Raw genomic sequence first — 19579 nt, 5'->3', positions numbered from 1 at the left:
CCGATACGTAACCGCTCACGCCGCGCGCCGGGCTGGGCAGGGGCCGCCGCCCTGGCGGGCGGCCGCGGCTCGGTGCTGACACGGTCGGCGTTCGCCTCCTCAACTCGGTGTGAGCACAGCGGAGTTGCGGTGTGCGGAAGTCCGTTGCCGCGCCGGGGCCCGTCGGCGCACCACCGCAGCCTCTCGCCGCGCGGGGGGCGTGGACAAGAGCGCCTGAGGGGGCGGAATCGGCCATATCGGCGGACCGGCCGGTACGGGGCGGGCGGACGCCGTGCCGTGGCCGGAAACAGACCGGCGTGGCCGGGGAGGTGTTCCCCCGGCCACGCCGGTCGCCGCTGCGGCCAACCGGCCGCGACAGTACGTTACTTGACGGTGTGTTACTTGACGTTCACGCCGGTCCAGGCCGACTCGACGCCCTTGACCTCGGCGCTGTCCTTGCCGTAGAGGTCGGTGGCCGCCTTGACGGTCGCCTCGCGGGCCGCCTTGTAGTCGGTGGTCGAGGTCATGTACGCGGTCAGCGCCTTGAACCAGATCTTCTCGGCCTTGTCGCGGCCGATGCCGGTGACCTTGGAGCCGTCCGCGGTCGGGCTGTCGTAGTGGTCGCCGTTGGCGTCCTTCGGGCCGCTGCCCTCGGACAGCAGGTAGAAGAAGTGGTTGGCGATGCCGGAGGAGTAGTGGACGTCCACGTTGCCGGCGTCCGGGCTCCAGTTGTCCAGGGACTGGCCGTCCTTGGAGGGCTTGTCCATGTAGCGCAGCGGCTTGCCGTCACCGTTGATGTCGATCTTCTTGCCGATGAAGTAGCTGCCCGGCTCGGCGGGGTTCTTGGCGTAGAACGCCACGGACGCGCCGAAGATGTCCGAGGTGGCCTCGTTGAGGCCGCCGGACTCGCCGCTGTACTCGAGGCCCGCGGTGGCGGAGGTGACGCCGTGCGACATCTCGTGGCCCGCGACGTCGAGGGCGGTCAGCGGCTTGTTGTTGCCCTGGCCGTCGCCGTACGTCATGCAGAAGCAGCTGTCGTCCCAGAACGCGTTGACGTAGTCCTTGCCGTAGTGCACGCGGGACGTGGCGCCCTTGCCGTCGCCCTTGATGCCGCTGCGGCCGTGCACGTTCTTGTAGTAGTCCCAGGTCTGCTGGGCGCCGTAGGCGGCGTCCACCGCGGCGGTCTGCGGGTTGCTCGGCTTGCCGTCGCCCCACGTGTCGGTGGAGTTGGTGAAGAGCTTGCCGTCGCCGCTCTCGCTGCCGCTCAGGTCGAACGTCTGGTGGCCGCCGCGGGAGTCGTCGGTCAGCTCGTAGCCGCTGCCGCCCTTCTTGGACGCGAGGTCGACCTTGCCGGCGTACATGCTGTTGCCGACGCCGGTCTCGATGCCCTCGTACTGGAAGAGCTTCTTGCCGGTGTTGGCGTCGGTGATGACGTGCAGCTTGCTGGGCGTGCCGTCCTTCTGGACGCCGCCGACCACGGTCTCGTACGCCAGCACCGGGGTGCCCTTGGCGGCCCAGACCACCTTGCGGGGCGCGGCCGCGTCGGCCTGCTTGACGCCGAGGCTCTTCACCGCCGTCGACCGGGCGGCCGACGCGGCGGCCTTCGGGGCGATCTTCGCGGTGGTGGAGGCGACCTTGACGTCCGCCTTGGCGGCCTTGGTGACGCCCTTGACGGCGCCGCCCTTGGCGGAGTGCACGACCAGGTCGCCGCCGAGCACCGGGAGGCTGGCGTAGGTGCGGTCGTAGCGGGTGTGCGTGGTGCCGTCCGCGTCCTTGATGACGTCCTTGACGACCAGCTTCTCCTGGGAGCCGAGGCCCAGCTCCCGGGCGGTCTGCGCGGTGGCCGCCGCGGCGGCGCTCAGCAGTTCCGCGTGGTGCGAGGTGCTGAGGGCGAGCGGCGCGCCGCCGTGGGGGGCTGCGGTGGGGGCGGGCGAGGCGCCGGCCGTGCCGGCCGCGGTGATGCCGGCGACGAGCAGGGCCGCGGCGGCGGCCGTGGCACCGGCCACACGGGTCTTGCGGGATATGTGGGGGGTCACGCGTGCTCCTTCAACTTTGCCAAGTGGTGGGGGTGCAAAGCGATGCGGGTGTGACATGCGTCGGGAAGACTGCCAGTTGATCGCGTGCATGTCAGCGGCATGATCGGAAGTTGGCCGGAAATGGTCCGTAGAGGGGTGCACGATGTCCGGATAACGGAGCGGGGCGCCGCCCCCGGGGGATCCGGGGACGACGCCCAACTCTGCGGTGCGGTAGAGAGGTTGCGGTGATCTGCCGGAAACATCCGGCGGCGGTCCCGCTGTCTCACATCACGGTGAAGCGCTGATGAACCGCTCCTGTCAGAACGTCAGCTTCCAGCCGTTGAGGGTGCCGGAGTCGTTCGCGTAGACGTCCCGGACCCGCAGCTTCCAGGTGCCGCCGGCCGCCTTCGCCGAGGCGTTGACCGTGTACGTCGCCTTGACGTCGGCCGCCGAGTCGTTGGAGTCGGAGTTCTTCAGCCGGTACGCCGTGCCGTCCGGGGCCAGCAGGTCGATGACCAGGTCGCCGCGGTAGGTGTGGGTGATGTCGACGGTCACCTTCAGGCCGCTGGGGGCGTTGCCGCTGCGGCTGACGGTGATCGGCGAGGTGACCGCGGCACCGGCGTCCGGGATCGCGACCTTGGTGTTGTTCTCGTAGACGCTGTCGCCGCCGTCGCCCACCCGGGAGCCGACGTTCACCGCCGCCCAGGTGTTGGCGACCGTGTTGTACGTGGCGCTGCCCTGGCCGAAGAGGTCCGCGGCGGCCTGGAGGGTGGCGGTGCGGGCGCCGGCGTAGTCGGTGTTGGCGTTCATGTACTGGCTGAGCGCCTTGAACCACACCTTCTCGGCGTTGGCCCGGCCGATGCCCGGCACCGGCAGGTTGTCGTAGGTGGGGCTGTCGTAGTGGACGCCGTTGATGTCCTTCGCGCCGCTGCCCTCGGACAGCAGGTAGAAGAAGTGGTTGGCGACGCCGGAGGAGTAGTGCACGTCCAGATTGCCGACGTCACTGGACCAGTAGTCGGCCGAGGCGCCGTCCTTGGAGGGCTTGTCCATGTAGCGCAGCGGGGTGCCGTCGCCGTTGATGTCGATCTTCTCGCCGATGAGGTAGTCACCGGGGTCGTTGGGGTTGTTGGCGTAGAACTCCACGGCGGTGCCGAAGATGTCCGAGGTGGCCTCGTTGAGGCCGCCGGACTCGCCGCTGTACTCCAGGCCCGCGGTGGCCGCGGTGACACCGTGGGACATCTCGTGGCCCGCGACGTCGAGGGCGGTCAGCGGCCGGCTGTTGCTCTGGCCGTCGCCGTACGTCATGCAGAAGCAGCCGTCGTCCCAGAAGGCGTTGACGTAGCTGTTGCCGTAGTGCACGCGGGAGTAGGCGCCGACGCCGTCGCCGCGGATGCCGCTGCGGCCGTGCACGTTCTTGTAGTAGTCCCAGGTCTCCTGCGCGCCGTAGGCGGCGTCCACACCGGCGGTCTGCGGGTTCTTCGTGGTGCCGTCGCCCCAGGTGTCGTCGGCGTCGGTGAACAGCGAACCGGTGCCGGACGAGCCGTGGTTGAGGTTGTAGGTCTTGTGGTTGCCGCGGGTGGTGTCGGTCATCGTGAAGTTCGGTGCCGAGCCGGACGTCCCGATGGTGACCTTGCCGCTGTACTGGCTGTTGCCGATGCCGGTCTCGATGCCCTGGTACTGGAAGATCCGGGCGCCGGTGGTGGCGTCGGTGATGACGTGCAGCTGGTTGGGCGTGCCGTCGTCCTGGAGACCGCCGACGACCGTCTCCCAGGCCAGCCGCGGGGTGCCGTCGGCGGCCCAGACCACCTTGCGCGGGGCCTGGTCGGCCGCGGTCCTCGTCGAGCCGAGGGACTTGGCGGCGGAGACCGCCTTGGCCGCGGCGGCGGCCGGGGCCACCTTGGCGGTGGTGGACGCGAGCGCGAGGGCGGCCCTGGTGGCCTTGGTGGTGCCCTTGACGGCGCCGCCCTTGGCGGTGTGCACGACGAGGTCGCCGCCGAGCACCGGCAGCCCCTCGTAGGTGCGCTCGTAGCGGGTGTGCGTGGTGCCGTCGGCGTCCCGCTCGACGTCCTTGACGACCAGCTTCTCCTTGGCGCCGAGGTGCAGTTGGCGGGCGGTGGCGGCGGTGGTGGCGTTCGCCTTCCGTATCAGCTCGGCCCGCTGGGACGGGCTGAGCTTGGCCGGCAGCGCACCGGCGAGCGGGGCCGGGCGGGCGGCGGGGGTGCCCTTCGGGCCGGCGGCCACGCCGGTACCGGCCTGTACGCCGACGGCCAGCAGCGCGGTGACCGCGACCAGCGCGCCGGTCGCCACGGCGCGCCGCTGCGGAGTGGGTCTGGTGGTTCTGGTGGGGTCATGGGGGGTGCGTCTCACACTGACTCCTTCTGCGGGGCCGCGCACGGGCGGAGCGGCCAAGGGGGGAACCGGGCGGCTGAGCGCCGTCCGGGCAGAGCGAGGCAGAACTCGTGGAGCGTGTGGGGGGATTGACCAGCTGGTGGTGCGGTGAACACGGCCGCCCGGAGCGGTGCTGTGGTGCAGCTGTGGGGGTGGTCCGGGTGGCGGTTGCGGGGAAGAGTGCCACCACTGAGGAGTGGTTGTCAGGTGCCGTTCAACTAATTGGCCGGAAAACGTCCGTTGGGCGAAATCCACGTCCGGAAACCGGACGACCGGCTGGGTTGTGGGGTGGAGCGGCGGCGGGGTCGGGGCCGGGGCCGCGGGGGCTCAGGCCAGGCTCTCCCGCCAGGCGCGGTGCAGTGCCGCGTAGGGGCCGTCGCCGGCGGTCAGCGCGGCAGGGGAGCCGTCCTCGACGATCCGCCCGCCCGCCATCACCAGCACCCGGTCGGCGGACTCCACCGTCGACAGCCGGTGCGCGATCACCAGCGCCGTACGGCCGCGCAGCACCGCGCCCATGGCCCGCTGCACCGCCCGCTCGCCCGGTATGTCCAGCGAGCTGGTGGCCTCGTCGAGGATCAGCACCGCCGGGTCGGCCAGCAACGCCCTGGCGAAGCCGACCAGTTGGCGCTGGCCCGCGGAGAGCCGGCCGCCGCGCCTGCGGACGTCGGTGTCGTAGCCGTCCGGGAGCGCGCTGATGAAGTCGTGGGCGCCGATCGCCCGCGCGGCCCGCTCGACCTCCGCGCGGCCGGCCTCCGGACGGCCCAGCGCGATGTTGTCGGCGACCGTCCCGGAGAACAGGAACGCCTCCTGGGTGACCATCACCACCGCGCGCCGCAGCTCGGCGCCGGACAGCTCGCGCAGATCGACGCCGTCCAGCAGCACCCGGCCCGCCGTGGGGTCGTGGAACCGGGCGAGCAGCCGGGCCAGGGTGGACTTGCCCGCCCCGGTGGCGCCGACCACCGCGACGGTGCTGCCGGCCGCCAGCGTCAGGTCGAAGCGCGGCAGCACCTCGCCGCCCGTGCGGTACCCGAAGCGGACGCCGCGGAAGGCCACCGCGCGGCCGGGCCGGCCGGGGGCGGCGGGCGGCAGCGCGCGCGGCACGGCCGGCTCGGCGACCGACGGGCGCCGGGCCAGCAGCCCGGCGATCTTCTCCAGCGAGGCGGCGGCGGACTCGTAGGCGTTCAGGAACATGCCCAGCCGGTCGATGGGGTCGTACAGCCGCCGCAGATACAGGGCCGCGGCGGCCAGCACACCGAGGGCGAGGGTGCCGGTGGCGACGCGGTAGGCGCCCCACAGGACGAGCGCGGCCGTCGCGGCGTTGGCCGTCGCCCGGGAGCCGACGACATAGCGGGCCATCTCCAGGATCGCGTCGCCGTTGAACCGCCGGTGCCGGGAGTTCAGCCCGGCGAACGCCGCGTCGTTGGCCGCCTCGCGGCGGAACGCCTGCACCGGGCGGATGCCGTTCAGGGTCTCGGCGAACCGTACGATCACCGCCGCGGTGGCGGTGGACTTGGCGCGGTACGCCCGCTGCGAGCGGCGCCGGAACGACCGGACGAGGAGCGCCAGCGGCACCGCGGACAGCAGCGCCGCGGCGCCCAGGCCCACGTCCAGCCAGAACAGCAGCACGGTGATGTAGAGCGTCGACAGGACGACCGTGACCAGCTCCTGGAGGCCCTCCTCCAGGAGTTCGCGCAGCGCCTCCACATCCGTGGTGGCGCGGGATATCAGCCGGCCGGAGGTGTAGCGCTCGTGGAAATCCAGGCCGAGCGCCTGGGAGTGACGGAAGATCCGGGCGCGCAGATCCAGCAGCACGTCCTGGCCGGCGCGGGCGGAGAGCCGGACGAAGGCCCACTGGAGGCCGCCGGCGGCCGCCGCGCACAGCACGGCCGCCACCGCCAGGACGAGCAGCGGGCCGCGCTGGCCCGCGCGCAGCGCCGGCACCGCGCCGTCCAGGGCGTAGGCCACCAGCAGCGGGCCCGTCTGGGCGGCGGCCTGCTGGAGCAGCAGCGCGGCGGAGGCGGCCGCCACCCGGGCGCGGTGCGGGGCCAGCAGCGAACGCAGCAGGGTGCGCGAGGCGCCCTTCGGGGTGGGCAGCAGATCGGCCTCGAACGCGTCCGGCGGACCGTCGGGGAGAGCGGTGCGGGTGCCGTCGGGGGTGCCCTCATGGGTGTCCTCGGGGATGCCCTCGGGGACGCCCTCGGGGACGCCGTGCCGCGGGTGGCGCGGCGTGTCGGCGGCGGTCCGTCCGGTGCGGTGGCCGGGCCCTCCGGGGGCGTCGCCGCCCGGACCGTCGGCCGGCCGGCCGGTCTCCGTCGTCGTCATCGCCCGCCCTCCTCCTCGGGCCGCCCGGTGCCGCCGCGCTCCGGGCCGCCGGTCATCAGCGCCGCGTACTCGGCGTTCTCCCGCAGCAGTTGGTGGTGGGTGCCGACGGCGGCGATCCGGCCGCCGGACAGCAGCGCCACCCGGTCGGCCAGCAGCACCGTGGACGGGCGATGGGCGACGACCAGCGCGGTGGTGGTCGCCAGCACCTCCCGCAGCGCCTGCTCCACCCGGGCCTCGGTGTGCACGTCGAGCGCGGAGAGCGGGTCGTCGAGGATCAGGAAGCGCGGCCGGCCGGCCACCGCGCGGGCCAGCGCCAGCCGCTGCCGCTGCCCGCCCGACAGGCTCATCCCCTGCTCGCCGACCCCCGTGGCGGCGCCCCGCGGCAGGGCCGCCACGAACTCCTCGGCCTGCGCCACCCGCAGCGCCCGCCGCAGATCCGCCGCCCGCTCCGCCTCCCGGCCGTCCGCCGCGCCCATCAGGACGTTCTCCGCCACCGACGCCGAGAACAGGGTCGGCTCCTCGAAGGCCACCGCCACCAGCGCCCGGGCCTCCGCGCGGCCGAGCCCGGCCAGATCCCGGCCGTCCAGGAGGATCCGGCCGGCCGTCGGGTCGTACAGCCGCGGCACCAGTGCCGTCAGGGTGGTCTTGCCGCTGCCGGTCGCCCCGACCAGCGCCATCGTCTCCCCGGGCCGGACGTGCAGATCGACGCCCCGGAGGGCCGGCGGGGCGTCCGGCGCGGCGTCGGGATACCGGAACTCCACCCCCTCGAAGACCAGCCCGCCGCGGGCCCGCCGGCCGTCCGCGGGCGCCGCGGGCGGGCGCGCCCCGGCCTCCTCGACGGCCGGCTCGTCCAGCACCTCGAAACACCGGTCGGCGGCGGTCGCCGCCGCGCTGCTCATCGCCACCATGAAGCCGATCGACTCCACCGGCCAGCGCAGCGCCAGCGCCGTCGACAGGAACGCGACGAGGGTGCCCGCGGACAGCCGCCCGTCGGCCACCCGGACCGTGCCGAGCACCAGCGCGGCGCCCCACGCCGCCTCCGGGAGAAGGGAGTTGACGCCCCAGATGACGGCCAGCAGCCGGGCCTTGCGCAGCTCGGTGCCGCGCACCGCACGGGCCAGCTCCCGGAACGCGCGGGCCTGGCTGCGGTGCCGCCCGAACCCCTTGATGATCCGGATACCGAGCACCGACTCCTCGACGACCGTGGTCAGATCGCCGACCTGGTCCTGGGCCCGGCGCGCGGCCTGTCCGTAGCGGGTCTGGAAGAGCGAGCACACCGCCGCGAGCGGCAGCACCGGCGCCATCAGCACCAGCCCCAGCGACCACTCCTGGGCCAGCAGCAGCACCCCGCCCACCGCGATCGTCGCGCCGTTGACCAGCAGGAACGTCAGCGGGAAGACCAGGAACTGACGCAGCAGCTGGAGGTCGGTGGTGGCCCGGGAGAGCAGCTGGCCCGAGGACCAGCGGTCGTGGAAGGAGACCGGGAGCCGCTGCACATGGCGGTACAGCGCCTCCCGCAGCGCGGCCTCCACCGCGGCCGTCGGCCGCGCCACCAGCCAGCGGCGCAGCCCGAACAGCAGCGCCTCGGCCAGCCCGAGCAGCAGCAGATACCCGCCGCCCCGCCACACCCCGGCGGTGTCCCCGTGCGCCACCGGCCCGTCCACCAGCCACTTGAGCACCAGCGGCAGGACCACCGACAGACAGGACGCCACCACGGCCACGCCCGCGGCCGTGAACAGCCGCGCCCGCACCGGGCGGACGAACGGCCACAGGCGGAGCAGCGAGCGGACCGCGGAGCGCCGTACCGCTCCGGTCCGCTCGCCCGAGGACGTCGAACGCGCGGTCGTGACCATCACCCGCGAGCGTACGGCGCGCCACTGACAACGCTCCCGCGGTTTTCGCCGAGCCGTCCGGAACGGGGCAGGGGCGGGCCGGTATCCGTCCCTGTCGTGAAGTGGGCTACTGCGTCCGTCAGTTGGCGTGCCACCGCCCGGCGGCCGTCACCGCGACGTCACCCCGGAACGCCACCCCGGCGTCGCCCCCGGAACATCACCCCGGCACCGCCCGGAACAGCAGCACCGTCCGCCCCGGCACGGTGAGTTCGGTTCCGGCCGCCAACGGGCCGCGCTCCGGCGGCCGTTCGGCCGCCCCGTCCGGCGGCGGCTCCACCGAGGTGTCCACCAGGAGCTCGTACGCGCCGGCCCAGGGCAGGCCGGGCAGTACCACCGCCCGGGGGTCCGCGCCGGCGTGCAGGACGGCGAGGAAGCTGTCGTCGGTGACCCGGACCCCGCGGGCGTCGCGCTGCGGGATGTCGTTGCCGGAGAGGTACATGGCCAGCGTGGCGCCGGGGGCGTACCAGTCCTGTTCGGTCATCTCCGTGCCGTCCGACCGGAACCACGCCAGGTCCCGCAGGCCGCCGCGGTGCTGCGGGCGCCCGGAGAAGAACGCCCGGCGGCGCAGCACCGGATGGGCCCGGCGCAGCGCGATCAGCCGGGCGGTGAGGCCGGCCAGCGCGCGCCAGTGCGGATCGGCCAGCAGCGACCAGTCGACCCAGCCGATGGGGTTGTCCTGGCAGTAGGCGTTGTTGTTGCCGCCCTGGGTGCGGCCCATCTCGTCGCCGGCCACCAGCATCGGCACACCGGTGGACAGCAGCAGGGTGGTCAGCAGGTTGCGGAGCTGGCGGCGGCGCAGCGCGGTGACGTCCGGGTCGTCGGTCGGGCCCTCGGCGCCGCAGTTCCAGGACCGGTTGTCGTGGGTGCCGTCGCGGTTGTCCTCGCCGTTGGCCTCGTTGTGCTTGTGCTCGTAGCTGACCAGGTCGCGCAGGGTGAAGCCGTCGTGCGCGGTGACGAAGTTGACCGAGGCGTACGGGCGGCGGCCGCCCCAGGCGTAGAGGTCGCTGGACCCGGAGAGCCGGTAGCCCAGGTCGCGGACGTCGTGGATGGCGCCGCGCCAGAAGTCCCGGACGGTGTCGCGGTAGCGGTCGTTCCACTCCGTCCACAGGGGTGGGAAGGCGCCGACCTGGTAGCCGCCCGAGCCGACGTCCCACGGCTCGGCGATCAGTTTGACCCGGCGCAGCACCGGGTCCTGGGCGATCACCGCCAGGAACGGGGAGAGCATGTCCACGTCGTGCAGGGAGCGGGCCAGCGCGGCCGCCAGGTCGAAGCGGAAGCCGTCCACGCCCATCTCGGTGACCCAGTAGCGCAGCGAGTCGGTGATCAGCCGCAGGACGTGCGGCTGGACGACGTGGAGGGTGTTGCCGCAGCCCGTGTAGTCGGCGTAGCGGCGGGCGTCCCCCTGGAGGCGGTAGTAGCCGCGGTTGTCGATGCCGCGCAGCGAGAGGGTCGGTCCCCGTTCACCGGCTTCCGCGGTGTGGTTGTAGACGACGTCGAGGATCACCTCGATGCCCGCGTCGTGCAGCGCCCGGACCATCCGCCGGAACTCGCCGACCTGCTGGCCGCGGGTCCCGGTGGCGGCGTAGCCGGCGTGCGGCGCGAAATAGCCGATGGAGTTGTAGCCCCAGTAGTTGCGCAGGCCCCGGCGCACCAGGTGGTCCTCGTGCGCGAACTGGTGCACCGGCAGCAGCTCGACCGCGGTCACCCCCAGCCGGGTCAGATGCGCCAGCGCCGCCGGGTGGGCCAGCCCCGCGTAGGTGCCGCGCAGGCGCTCCGGGATGCCCGGGTGGCGCATGGTGAACCCCCGGACGTGCAGCTCGTAGAGGACGGAATCCGGCCATGGTGTCTTGGGCCGCCGGTCGTCCTGCCACTCGTCCGCCCCGTCCGCCCCCTCTTCCCCGTCGCCGACCACCACCCCCTTGGGGACGTACGGCGCCGAGTCGCGGTCGTCCCGTACGGTGTCGGCGATGTGCTGCTCGGGCCAGTCCCGGACGTGGCCGTAGAGCTGGGCGGGCAGCGCGGGACCGGTGGGTCCGGTCTCCGTGCGGGTGCCGAAGTCGCCGTCCACGGCCCGGGCGTACGGGTCGAGCAGCAGCTTCGCTGGGTTCCAGCGGGCGCCGGTCCAGGGGTCCCAGCGGCCGTGCACCCGGTAGCCGTAGCGCTGCCCGGGGCGGATGCCGGGCAGGAAGCCGTGCCAGATCTCGTGGGTCAGCTCGGTGAGGGAGCAGCGGGTCTCCTGCCCCTCGTCGTCGAACAGGCACACCTCGACGGCCTCGGCGCCGCCCGCCCACAGGGCGAAGTTGGTGCCCGCGACACCGCCCGCCCCGGTGCGGTAGCGGGCCCCCAGGGGCGTCGGGCTGCCGGGGCGGACGTCCGCGGGCGGGGCGAGCGGTTCGTCCGCCACCGCCTCCTGCTCGGGTGCGCTGGACACGTGCCGGCCTCCTGCGGCTCGGGGCTGGGGCCTGCTCCACCGGGCAGGCCCTGGGCCGGGCGGCGGCGCCCGGGCACGGCGTCCCGGCCGGGCGCTGGGCCGCCGCCCGCGGTGCACGATGGTTCACCGTTCTTCTGCCCGCAACCGGGCGTTGCCGCACGCTTCCCGTCGCGGGCCCGGTCGGCGCGGCATGACATTCCTCTTCGCGGCATACCGTCCAACTTGCGAATTATCCGTCACAATCCGGGATATGACCGGCCATCAGCATCTTCGACCAGGGGGCGACACCGGCGGCCGCACCGCGGACCGCGCACCGGGGGACGGCCCGGCGGCCCGCCGCGCGCCCCGGCCGCGCCGCCCGCGCCGCGCCGTCCGGGCGCTGCTGGGCGTGCTCACCGGCGCGGCGGCGCTGGCCGGCTGCGCCGAACGGGGCCTCCTCGGCGGGCCGCCCACCCCCGAGGAGGCGATCCGGATCGTCCCCGGCGACGGCGCCCGCGGCGTACGGGCCAACGGCCGGCTGGAGGTCCGGGTCCCGGCGGGCCGGCTGGAACGGGTGGAGGTCAACCGCACCGGCGGCAGCGGCCGGCAGCCGGTCGCCGGCCGGATCTCCCGCGACGGCACGATCTGGCGGCCGCTCTCCGCCTCCCTCGAACTCGCCTCCCGGTACACCGTCGACGCGGTCGCAGTGGACGACACCGGCCGCCGCACCACCCGCCACACCGCCTTCAACACCTTCGCGCCCCCGCACCGCGTCATCGGCCTCTACTCGCCGGAGAGCGGCACCACCGTCGGCACCGGCCTGATCTTCTCGCTGGTCTTCAACCGCCCGATCACCGACCGCGCCGCCGTCGAACGCGCGGTCACCGTCGGCGCCCGGCCCGCCGTCGAGATCGCCGCCCACTGGTTCGGCCACCGGAGGCTGGACTTCCGGCCCCGGAACCGCTGGCGACCGGGCACCCGCCTCACCGTCCACCTGCGGCTGCGCGAGGTCCGCACCGGCCCCGGCGCCTACGGGATCCAGCTCAAGACCCTCCAGTACCAGGTGGGCCGCGACCAGGTCAGCACCGTCGACGCCGCCCGGCACACGCTGACCGTCCGCCGGGACGGCAAGGTGGTGGCCACCCTGCCGGTCACCGCGGGCAACACCGCGAACCCCACCTACAACGGGACGATGGTGATCCTGGAGCGGCACGCGGTGACCCGGATGGACGGCGACACCGTCGGCTTCGGCGCCGAGTACGACATCCCGGACGTGCCGCACGCCATGCGGCTGACCCGCTCCGGGACCTTCCTGCACGGCAACTACTGGGCACCGCGGGCGGTCTTCGGCGGCCTGAACACCAGTCACGGCTGCGTCGGGCTGCCGGACGTCCGGGGCGGCGGCCCGGACACCCCGGCCGGCTGGCTCTACCGGAACTCGATCGTCGGCGACACCGTGGAGGTCCGCAACTCCCCGGACCGCACCGTCGCCCCCGACAACGGCCTCGGCGGCTGGAACATGCCCTGGGCGGCCTGGCGCGCGGGCAGCGCGCTGCACTGAACCGGCCCGCCGCCCGCGCGCCCCCGGGGCCACCGCCCGGCGCTCGTACGCATGGCCGCGCACCCACCCGCCGCGGGTGACTAAACCCCGTCCTCCGGGGGGAGTTGACTGTCAGTGCGGTGTGGTTGCCTGGAGGTACGGACCCGGTCGAGGCGCCGGGGTGCCGGATCGCCGGCCGTGCGAGGGGGAAGGGGCCAGTCGTGTACGTCCAGCCGATGGCGGGGGAGCCGGGGCGCCGGCGGCGGGTGCGCCGCGCGGGCGCGCCGCTCGGCCTGCTGCTCGCTCCGCTGCTGCTCCTCGTCTCCGCCTGCGGCGGCGCGGGCGGCACCGCGCCCGGCCGGGGGCCGGACCCCGCCGCCTCGCAGGCCGCCGTGGTGATAGCGCCCCGGGACGGCGCCCGGGAGGTGGCCACCAGCGGCGCCCTGGAGGTGACCGCCCGGCGCGGGCGGCTGCGCTCCGTCAAGGTCACCGACCCCAGGGGCAACGAGGTCGACGGGAAGATATCCGGCGGCGGTGCCCTCTGGAAGCCCGACGGCCACCTCGGCGCCTCGACGCGGTACACCGTCGACGCGGTGGCGGTGGACGCCCGCGGCCGGCAGGCCGCCGAGCACACCACGTTCACCACCCTCGTCCCGAAGAACACCTTCATCGGCCAGTACACCCCCGAGACCGGCCAGCTGGTCGGCGTCGGGATGCCGGTCTCGATCCGCTTCACCCGCGGCATCACCCGCCCCAGGGCCGTCGAGCGGGCCATCACCGTCACCGCGCGCCCCGCCGTCCCGATCGCCGGCCACTGGTTCGGCAACGACCGCCTCGACTTCCGCCCCGAGAAGTACTGGGCACCCGGCACCAGGGTCACCCTCCGGCTCGACCTCGACGGCGTCGAGGGCCGCCCGGGCGTCTACGGCACCCAGGCCAAGCAGGTCTCCTTCACCGTCGGCCGCAGCCAGATCAGCACCGTCGACGCCCGGACGAAGCAGATGACGGTGGTCCGCGACGGCCGGACCCTGCGGACGGTCCCGATCACCGCGGGCGCCCCGGGCACCGAGACCTACAACGGCCGGATGGTGATCAGCGAGAAGCACCCGGTGACGCGGATGAACGGCGACACCGTCGGCTTCGGCGGCGAGTACGACATCAAGGACGTCCCGCACGCGATGCGGCTGAGCACGTCCGGCACCTTCATCCACGGCAACTACTGGTCCGGCCGCGCCGCGTTCGGCACCCGCAACGCCAGCCACGGCTGCGTCGGCCTCTACGACGTGCGCGGCGGCGGCGATCCGGACACCCCGGCGGCCTGGTTCTACCGCAACTCCCTCATCGGCGACGTGGTCGTCGTCCGGAACTCCCACGACCGCACCATCCGGCCCGACAACGGCTTCGGCGACTGGAACCTCTCCTGGGACCAGTGGCGGTCGCGGGGCGGCCCGTCGGCGTAGCGCCGCGGCCGGGCGGAAGGACGGCCGGGGGCGGGGCGGCGCGGCGCGTTAACGCGTACTAACCTGCCCGGCATGACTGTGCATCTCGAGGTCGCCGACGGTGTCGGCACCATCCGCCTGGACCGCCCGCCGATGAACGCCCTGGACATCGCCACCCAGGACCGGCTCCGTGAACTGGCCGAGGAGGCCGGCCGCCGCGACGACGTCCGCGCCGTCGTGCTCTGGGGCGGCGAGAAGGTGTTCGCGGCCGGCGCGGACATCAAGGAAATGCAGGCCATGGACCACGCCGCCATGGTCGTCCGGTCCAAGTCGCTGCAGGACTCCTTCACCGCGGTGGCCCGGATCCCCAAGCCGGTGGTCGCCGCGGTCACCGGCTACGCCCTCGGCGGCGGCTGCGAACTGGCGCTCTGTGCCGACTACCGGATCGCCGCCGACAACGCCAAGTTGGGCCAGCCGGAGATCCTGCTCGGCCTGATCCCGGGCGCCGGCGGCACCCAGCGGCTGGCCCGGCTGGTCGGCCCGTCCAAGGCCAAGGACCTGATCTTCACCGGCCGCCATGTGAAGGCCGACGAGGCGCTGGCCATCGGGCTGGTGGACCGCGTGGTGCCGGCCGACGAGGTCCATGCGCAGGCGCACGCCTGGGCGGCGCGGCTGGCGGCGGGGCCGGCGCTGGCGCTGCGGGCCGCCAAGGAGTCCGTCGACGCGGGGCTGGAGACCGACCTCGACACCGGGCTGACGATCGAACGCACCTGGTTCGCCGGGCTGTTCGCGACCGAGGACCGGGAGATCGGGATGCGCAGCTTCGTCGAGGAGGGGCCGGGCAAGGCCAAGTTCCGCTGAGGCGCGTGGTGTTGACGGGGTGCATGGGGTTTGGCCGGTACCGCATGCCTCGTGTGGGCGAATTGCGGAAAACTTCGTCCCACCGTAACGGGGACGCGCTGCCGACTCCCACCGCCCCGTCGTACACGGGGAGTTGTCGCAGGTCAGCGCGGTAGGGCCGAGCTCGTGCTGCCGTTGGCATATGTCGTGGGGGAGGCGCGGAGGCCATGATTCCGGACAAGGGATTCCCCGGGTTCCGTCCCCCGGCGCGACCGCGAACGGTCATCATGGGGGGCATGGCGGGCCTCGATGGAACGGAGCAGCCGCGGCCGCGGAGCGGCGCGGCCCCGCACTGGGAAGCTCCCGGTGCGGAGGGGGAGACGACCCCGGCTCCCGTGGACCCGTCGCCGGCCGCCCGCCCGCCCGCCGGGCCCGGCCTGGTCGGGGACCCGACCCTGGGCGAGGTCCGGCTCCCCTCGCGCCCGCAGTCGGCGCGGACCGCGCGCCGGCTCACCGCCGCCGTCCTGCTCCGCCAGTGGTCCCTCTCGCCGCAGCTCGCCGAGCACTCGGTGCTGCTGGTCTCGGAGCTGGTCGGCAACGCCGTACGGCACACCGGCGCCCGGACGTTCGGGCTGCGGATACTGCGCCGCCGCGGCTGGATCCGGGTGGAGGTGCGCGACCCCTCGCGCGGTCTGCCGTGCCTGATGCCGGTGCAGCCGATGGACGTCAGCGGCCGCGGGCTCTTCCTCGTCGACAAGCTCTCGGACCGCTGGGGCGTGGATCTGCTGCCGCGCGGCAAGACGACCTGGTTCGAGATCCGGGTCGGCGACCGCTGAGCGCGCCCGCGCGGCCCGGTCCGGGGGCCTGCCCGGAGACGGGACTGGGGCCCTCCCGCGGGTGACGCGGGGTGAGCCCCAGTACCCGGCCGTGCACGGGCGGAAGGGGGGTGCCCGCGCGGCCGGCGGCGACCGGCCCCGCCATCGGCAGGGGGCGCCGCGGACGACTATGGCAGGCCGGGCCACCCTCCACCAAAGCCCGAAAAACGGAAATCGCCGGACATTCCGTCATTAAAGGAAGGGTGCGCCCGGAGTGACCTATGCCACCGCGGTGGCCGTCGCGCCGGCGATCCGTAGGATGGGACGTTCCGAACGAACGGCCCGACGGCGAAGGGGGGACCATGCACCGGCTGCGCCGCTCGGCGACGCTGACCCTGCTGCTCCTCCTCGCGGTCGCCTTCGGGCCGCTGCTCTGCCGGATCGGCGGCGACCAGGCATGGCTCGCCGGTCGCGCGGCGGCCGCCGCCGAGATCTGGCGGAGCGGCCCCGCGGGCCCGGCCGCGGCGTCCGCCGCGCACCCCGCCGCCACCGCCCCCGTCGCGGTGGCCGACGGCGTCAAGAACTGCTCCGGCCGCCATGCGCCGAGCCCCGGCGAGGGCGCCCCGCTGCCCGCACCGCACCGCGCCGAGCCGCTCGCCGCGGACGTCACCGCCCCCGGGCCGCTCGCCGCCGACCTGCCCCACCGGTTCGCGCTGGCCCGCCCGCCCACCGGCGGCGCCCCCGTCCCGGACCACACCGCGCTCCTGCCCGTACTGCGGATATAGGCCGCCCGGCCCCCACTCCCGGCTGCCCTCTTTCCCCTTACCTCCGCACCTCAGGAGCTTCCGCATGCCCGCTTCCGCCTCCCCTGCCCGCAAACTCGCCGCCGTCGGCGCGGTCCTCGCGCTCGTGGTGGCCGTCCTCGCCATCGCCATCGCGGTCGGCAAGGCCGTCGAGAACGGCCGCGACACCACCGCCTCCGCCGCCCCGGACGGCGGCGCCTCCGCCGCACAGCAGGACGACCCCGCCCAGCAGAAGCTGTACGACGAGCTCGCGACCCGCACCAGCCGCCGCACCCCCGGCGACCCGCTGGCCGTCGGCAAGCCCGACGCCCCGGTCGTCCTCGTCGAGTACGCCGACTACCAGTGCTCGTTCTGCGGCCGCTTCACCAGGGAGACCCAGCCCGCGCTGGTGAAGAAGTTCGTCGACGCCGGCACCCTGCGCATCGAGTTCCGCAACTTCCCCGTCTTCGGCGCCGACTCCGAGCGCGCCGCCCGAGCGTCCTGGGCGGCCGGCCGGCAGGGGAAGTTCTGGCAGCTGCACGACGAGCTCTACGCCAAGACCCGCAAGGGCGACGCGCTCGCCGAGGACAAGCTCGTCGACCTGGCCCGCACCGCCGGCGTGCCGGACCTGGAGAAGTTCCGCGCCGACATCAACGGCCCGGCCGCCGCACAGGCCCTGAAGAAGGACCAGGACGAGGGCTACCAGCTCGGGGTCCAGTCCACCCCGTCCTTCCTGGTCAACGGCCGGCCGATCGCCGGAGCGCAGGACACCGCGGTCTTCGAGCGGGCCGTCGAGCAGGCCGCCGCGGCCGCGAAGAAGCACGGCGCCGCGGGAGCCGGCAAGTGACCGCCGACATCGGATACCTCGCCGCGTTCCTGGGCGGTGCGCTGGCGCTGGTCAGCCCGTGCAGCGCCCTGCTGCTCCCGGCGTTCTTCGCCTACTCGCTGGCCGGCACCGGCCGGCTGCTGGCCCGCACCGGCGTCTTCTACCTGGGGCTGGCCACGACCCTGGTGCCGCTGGGCGCCGCCAGCACCGCCGCCAGCCGGCTCTTCAACGGCCACCGCGACCTGCTGATCGCCGTCGGCGGCTGGCTGGTGATAGCGCTCGGCCTGGCCCAGATCCTCGGCCTCGGCTTCGCCTCCCGGCGCGCCCAGGCCGCGGCCGCCCGGATCACCCCGCGCACCGCGCTCTCCACCTTCCTGCTCGGCTGCGTCTACGGCCTGGCCGGCTTCTGCGCCGGGCCGATCCTCGGCGCGGTGCTCACCGTGACCGCGGTCAGCGGCTCACCGCTCTACGGCGCCTCGATGCTCGCGGTCTACGCGCTGGGCATGGCGCTGCCGCTGTTCCTGCTGGCGCTGCTGTGGGACCGCTTCCGGCTCGGCACCCGGGGCTGGCTGCGCGGCCGCGAGCTGACCCTCGGCCGGCTGCGGCTGCACACCACGTCCCTGGTCTCCGGCCTCTTCTTCATCGGCATCGGCGTGCTGTTCCTGCGCTTCAACGGGACCAGCGCGCTGCCCGGAATCCTGAGCGCGGAGACCGAGGGCCGCCTGGAGGAGTGGGCGGCCCGCCTGGGGAACGGCGTACCGGACGCGCTGCTGCTGGCCCTGGCCGCGCTGGCCGTCGCCGCGGTGCTCGGCCGCCTCGCCCTGCGCCCGGACCGGAAGCGGGACACCGCGCCGGACCGCGACGAGACCGGCCCCGGCGCCCGGGACCGCACCTCCGGTTAGCCGTCGCTACGCGCTCAGTCGGCGGTGCCAGCCCGGGTGCGGCCGGGGCCGGGTGCACGGGCGGACGTGCGGCTGCTGCGCGTCCGCCCGGCGACGGCGGTCGTTGCACAGCAGGCACTTGCCGTACCCCGGCGGCAGCGGGTCGTCCGGGTCGCCGTGGAGGGGGTCCACCGCGCCGTGCGGATGCAGGGCGCAGCCCGTCGGGCCGGCGGTCCCGCCCAGTGAGCCGGCCACCGTCAGCGCCTGGCGGAGGACGTCGACGAGCTGGTCGGCGTCCCGCCGGGTCGGCGCGGCGCGGAGGGCGGAGGCGAGGTCGGAGGCAGTGGTCAGCGCGGTCTGGAGTTCGGTCAGGCGTGCGTCACCCATGCCGTGGAGAGTAGGCGGCCCCACTGACAGTTGATCTTCCGATCGCACTTCGTGGCTTCCCATGGCCGGATGCATGCCCGTTCCGGCCCATGGTTTAGCACCGGGCCGGTGACCGCTCCCTGGCCGGCGCATGACCGCTCGGTGCCGGGGCGCGCCCGGTCATGGCCGCGGCCCCGCCTCGCCCCGCTCAGGGCGCGATCGGCAGCTCCCGCTTGTGGGCGGTGAGGCGGTGGCGCCGGACGATCGCCGCGAAGGCGGTCTCCTCGACCGGCCGGCCCTCCAGGAAGTCGTCGATCTGGTCGTAGGTGACGCCGAGGGCGTCCTCGTCGGGCTTGCCCGGGTCCAGGGTCTCCAGGTCGGCCGTGGGGACCTTCTCGACCAGCTCGGCCGGGGCGCCCAGCGCCCGGGCGAGGGCGCGCACCCGGCGCTTGGTCAGGCCGGTCAGCGGGACCACGTCGGCCGCCCCGTCGCCGAACTTGGTGAAGAAGCCGGAGACCGCCTCGGCGGCGTGGTCGGTTCCCACGACCAGGCCGTTCTCGGCGCCGGCAACCGCGTACTGGGCGATCATGCGCTGCCGGGCCTTGATGTTGCCGTGCACGAAGTCCTGGTGGTGGGCGTCGCGGAAGACGACGCCGGCGTCGACGGCGGCGGCCAGGGCGGCGTCGCTGGCCGGGCGGACGTCGACGGTCAGCAGGCGGTCGGCGCGCAGGAACTCCACCGCGCGCTGCGCGTCCTTCTCGTCCGCCTGCTCGCCGTAGGGCAGCCGCATCGCGAAGAAGGTCGCGTCATGACCCTCGGCGCGGGCCCGCTCCACGGCGAGCTGGCAGAGCCGGCCCGCGGTGGTGGAGTCGACGCCGCCGCTGATGCCGAGCACCAGGGCGCGCAGCCCCGTCGACGTCAGCTGCGCTGTGAGGAAGGACACCCGGCGCTCGATCTCCCGCTCGGCGTCGAACTCCGCGGGCACCTGGAGTTCGCGGGCTATCTCCTGCTGCACGGCCTGGGCCGACGGGTCCGTCACGGGTGCTCCTTACGCGATTGCGTCACGCACTGTGCGCCCGCCGCG

The 19579-nt window shown here is 74.3% G+C and carries 14 protein-coding genes; 7 read left to right on the top strand and 7 right to left on the bottom strand.

Going from position 1 to position 19579, the window contains the following annotated elements:
* Nucleotides 1-377 precede the first annotated feature (377 nt).
* The 5 genes from ACRAS8_RS11140 to glgX all read right to left on the bottom strand — a co-directional run bounded on the left by ACRAS8_RS11140 (nucleotide 378) and on the right by glgX (nucleotide 11027).
* Nucleotides 378-2015, bottom strand: a complete 1638-nt coding sequence (locus ACRAS8_RS11140; protein WP_438485781.1) for a M4 family metallopeptidase — start codon at nucleotides 2013-2015, stop codon at nucleotides 378-380.
* A gap of 297 nt (nucleotides 2016-2312) precedes the next feature.
* Nucleotides 2313-4361, bottom strand: a complete 2049-nt coding sequence (locus ACRAS8_RS11135) for a M4 family metallopeptidase (protein ID WP_438485780.1) — start codon at nucleotides 4359-4361, stop codon at nucleotides 2313-2315.
* Between the two features lie 348 nt (nucleotides 4362-4709).
* Nucleotides 4710-6704, bottom strand: coding sequence for an ABC transporter ATP-binding protein (locus tag ACRAS8_RS11130; protein WP_438485779.1), 1995 nt, complete (start codon nucleotides 6702-6704; stop codon nucleotides 4710-4712).
* Nucleotides 6701-8557: an ABC transporter ATP-binding protein gene (locus ACRAS8_RS11125; RefSeq protein ID WP_438485778.1), complete on the bottom strand. Its 1857-nt coding sequence runs from the start codon at nucleotides 8555-8557 to the stop codon at nucleotides 6701-6703. The genes ACRAS8_RS11130 and ACRAS8_RS11125 overlap by 4 nt, the downstream gene beginning before the upstream one ends.
* Before the next feature lie 196 nt (nucleotides 8558-8753).
* Nucleotides 8754-11027 (bottom strand): glycogen debranching protein GlgX, encoded by a 2274-nt coding sequence (glgX, locus tag ACRAS8_RS11120; protein WP_438485777.1) that lies wholly within the window; start codon nucleotides 11025-11027, stop codon nucleotides 8754-8756.
* A 250-nt stretch (nucleotides 11028-11277) separates the two neighbouring features.
* Between glgX and ACRAS8_RS11115 the strand changes: the two genes are divergently transcribed.
* The 7 genes from ACRAS8_RS11115 to ACRAS8_RS11085 all read left to right on the top strand — a co-directional run bounded on the left by ACRAS8_RS11115 (nucleotide 11278) and on the right by ACRAS8_RS11085 (nucleotide 18150).
* Nucleotides 11278-12567, top strand: a complete 1290-nt coding sequence (locus tag ACRAS8_RS11115; RefSeq protein WP_438485776.1) for an Ig-like domain-containing protein — start codon at nucleotides 11278-11280, stop codon at nucleotides 12565-12567.
* Between the two features lie 215 nt (nucleotides 12568-12782).
* A complete protein-coding gene (locus ACRAS8_RS11110; RefSeq protein ID WP_438490418.1) occupies nucleotides 12783-14006 on the top strand; it encodes a L,D-transpeptidase in 1224 nt (407 codons plus the stop codon).
* 72 nt (nucleotides 14007-14078) lie between these two features.
* Nucleotides 14079-14846, top strand: a complete 768-nt coding sequence (locus ACRAS8_RS11105; RefSeq protein WP_438485775.1) for an enoyl-CoA hydratase/isomerase family protein — start codon at nucleotides 14079-14081, stop codon at nucleotides 14844-14846.
* Nucleotides 14847-15121: 275 nt separating this feature from the next.
* Nucleotides 15122-15661, top strand: a complete 540-nt coding sequence (locus tag ACRAS8_RS11100; RefSeq protein WP_438485774.1) for an ATP-binding protein — start codon at nucleotides 15122-15124, stop codon at nucleotides 15659-15661.
* A gap of 341 nt (nucleotides 15662-16002) precedes the next feature.
* Nucleotides 16003-16425: a hypothetical protein gene (locus ACRAS8_RS11095; protein ID WP_438485773.1), complete on the top strand. Its 423-nt coding sequence runs from the start codon at nucleotides 16003-16005 to the stop codon at nucleotides 16423-16425.
* Nucleotides 16426-16489: 64 nt separating this feature from the next.
* Nucleotides 16490-17269: a DsbA family protein gene (locus ACRAS8_RS11090; protein ID WP_438485772.1), complete on the top strand. Its 780-nt coding sequence runs from the start codon at nucleotides 16490-16492 to the stop codon at nucleotides 17267-17269.
* A complete protein-coding gene (locus ACRAS8_RS11085; protein WP_438485771.1) occupies nucleotides 17266-18150 on the top strand; it encodes a cytochrome c biogenesis CcdA family protein in 885 nt (294 codons plus the stop codon). The genes ACRAS8_RS11090 and ACRAS8_RS11085 overlap by 4 nt, the downstream gene beginning before the upstream one ends.
* Before the next feature lie 6 nt (nucleotides 18151-18156).
* Here ACRAS8_RS11085 and ACRAS8_RS11080 read toward each other — a convergent pair whose 3' ends face one another.
* On the bottom strand, nucleotides 18157-18516 hold the full coding sequence (locus ACRAS8_RS11080; protein ID WP_438485770.1) for a hypothetical protein: 360 nt from the start codon (nucleotides 18514-18516) through the stop codon (nucleotides 18157-18159).
* Nucleotides 18517-18703: 187 nt separating this feature from the next.
* Nucleotides 18704-19534, bottom strand: a complete 831-nt coding sequence (nadE, locus tag ACRAS8_RS11075; protein ID WP_438485769.1) for an ammonia-dependent NAD(+) synthetase — start codon at nucleotides 19532-19534, stop codon at nucleotides 18704-18706.
* Nucleotides 19535-19579 lie beyond the last annotated feature (45 nt).

The sequence above is a fragment of the Streptomyces sp. S186 genome, from assembly GCF_051603415.1.
Taxonomy (GTDB): Bacteria; Actinomycetota; Actinomycetes; order Streptomycetales; family Streptomycetaceae; genus Streptomyces.
The sequence above is the reverse complement of the archived record's forward strand: the minus strand, read 5'-3'. Positions and strand labels throughout refer to the sequence as shown.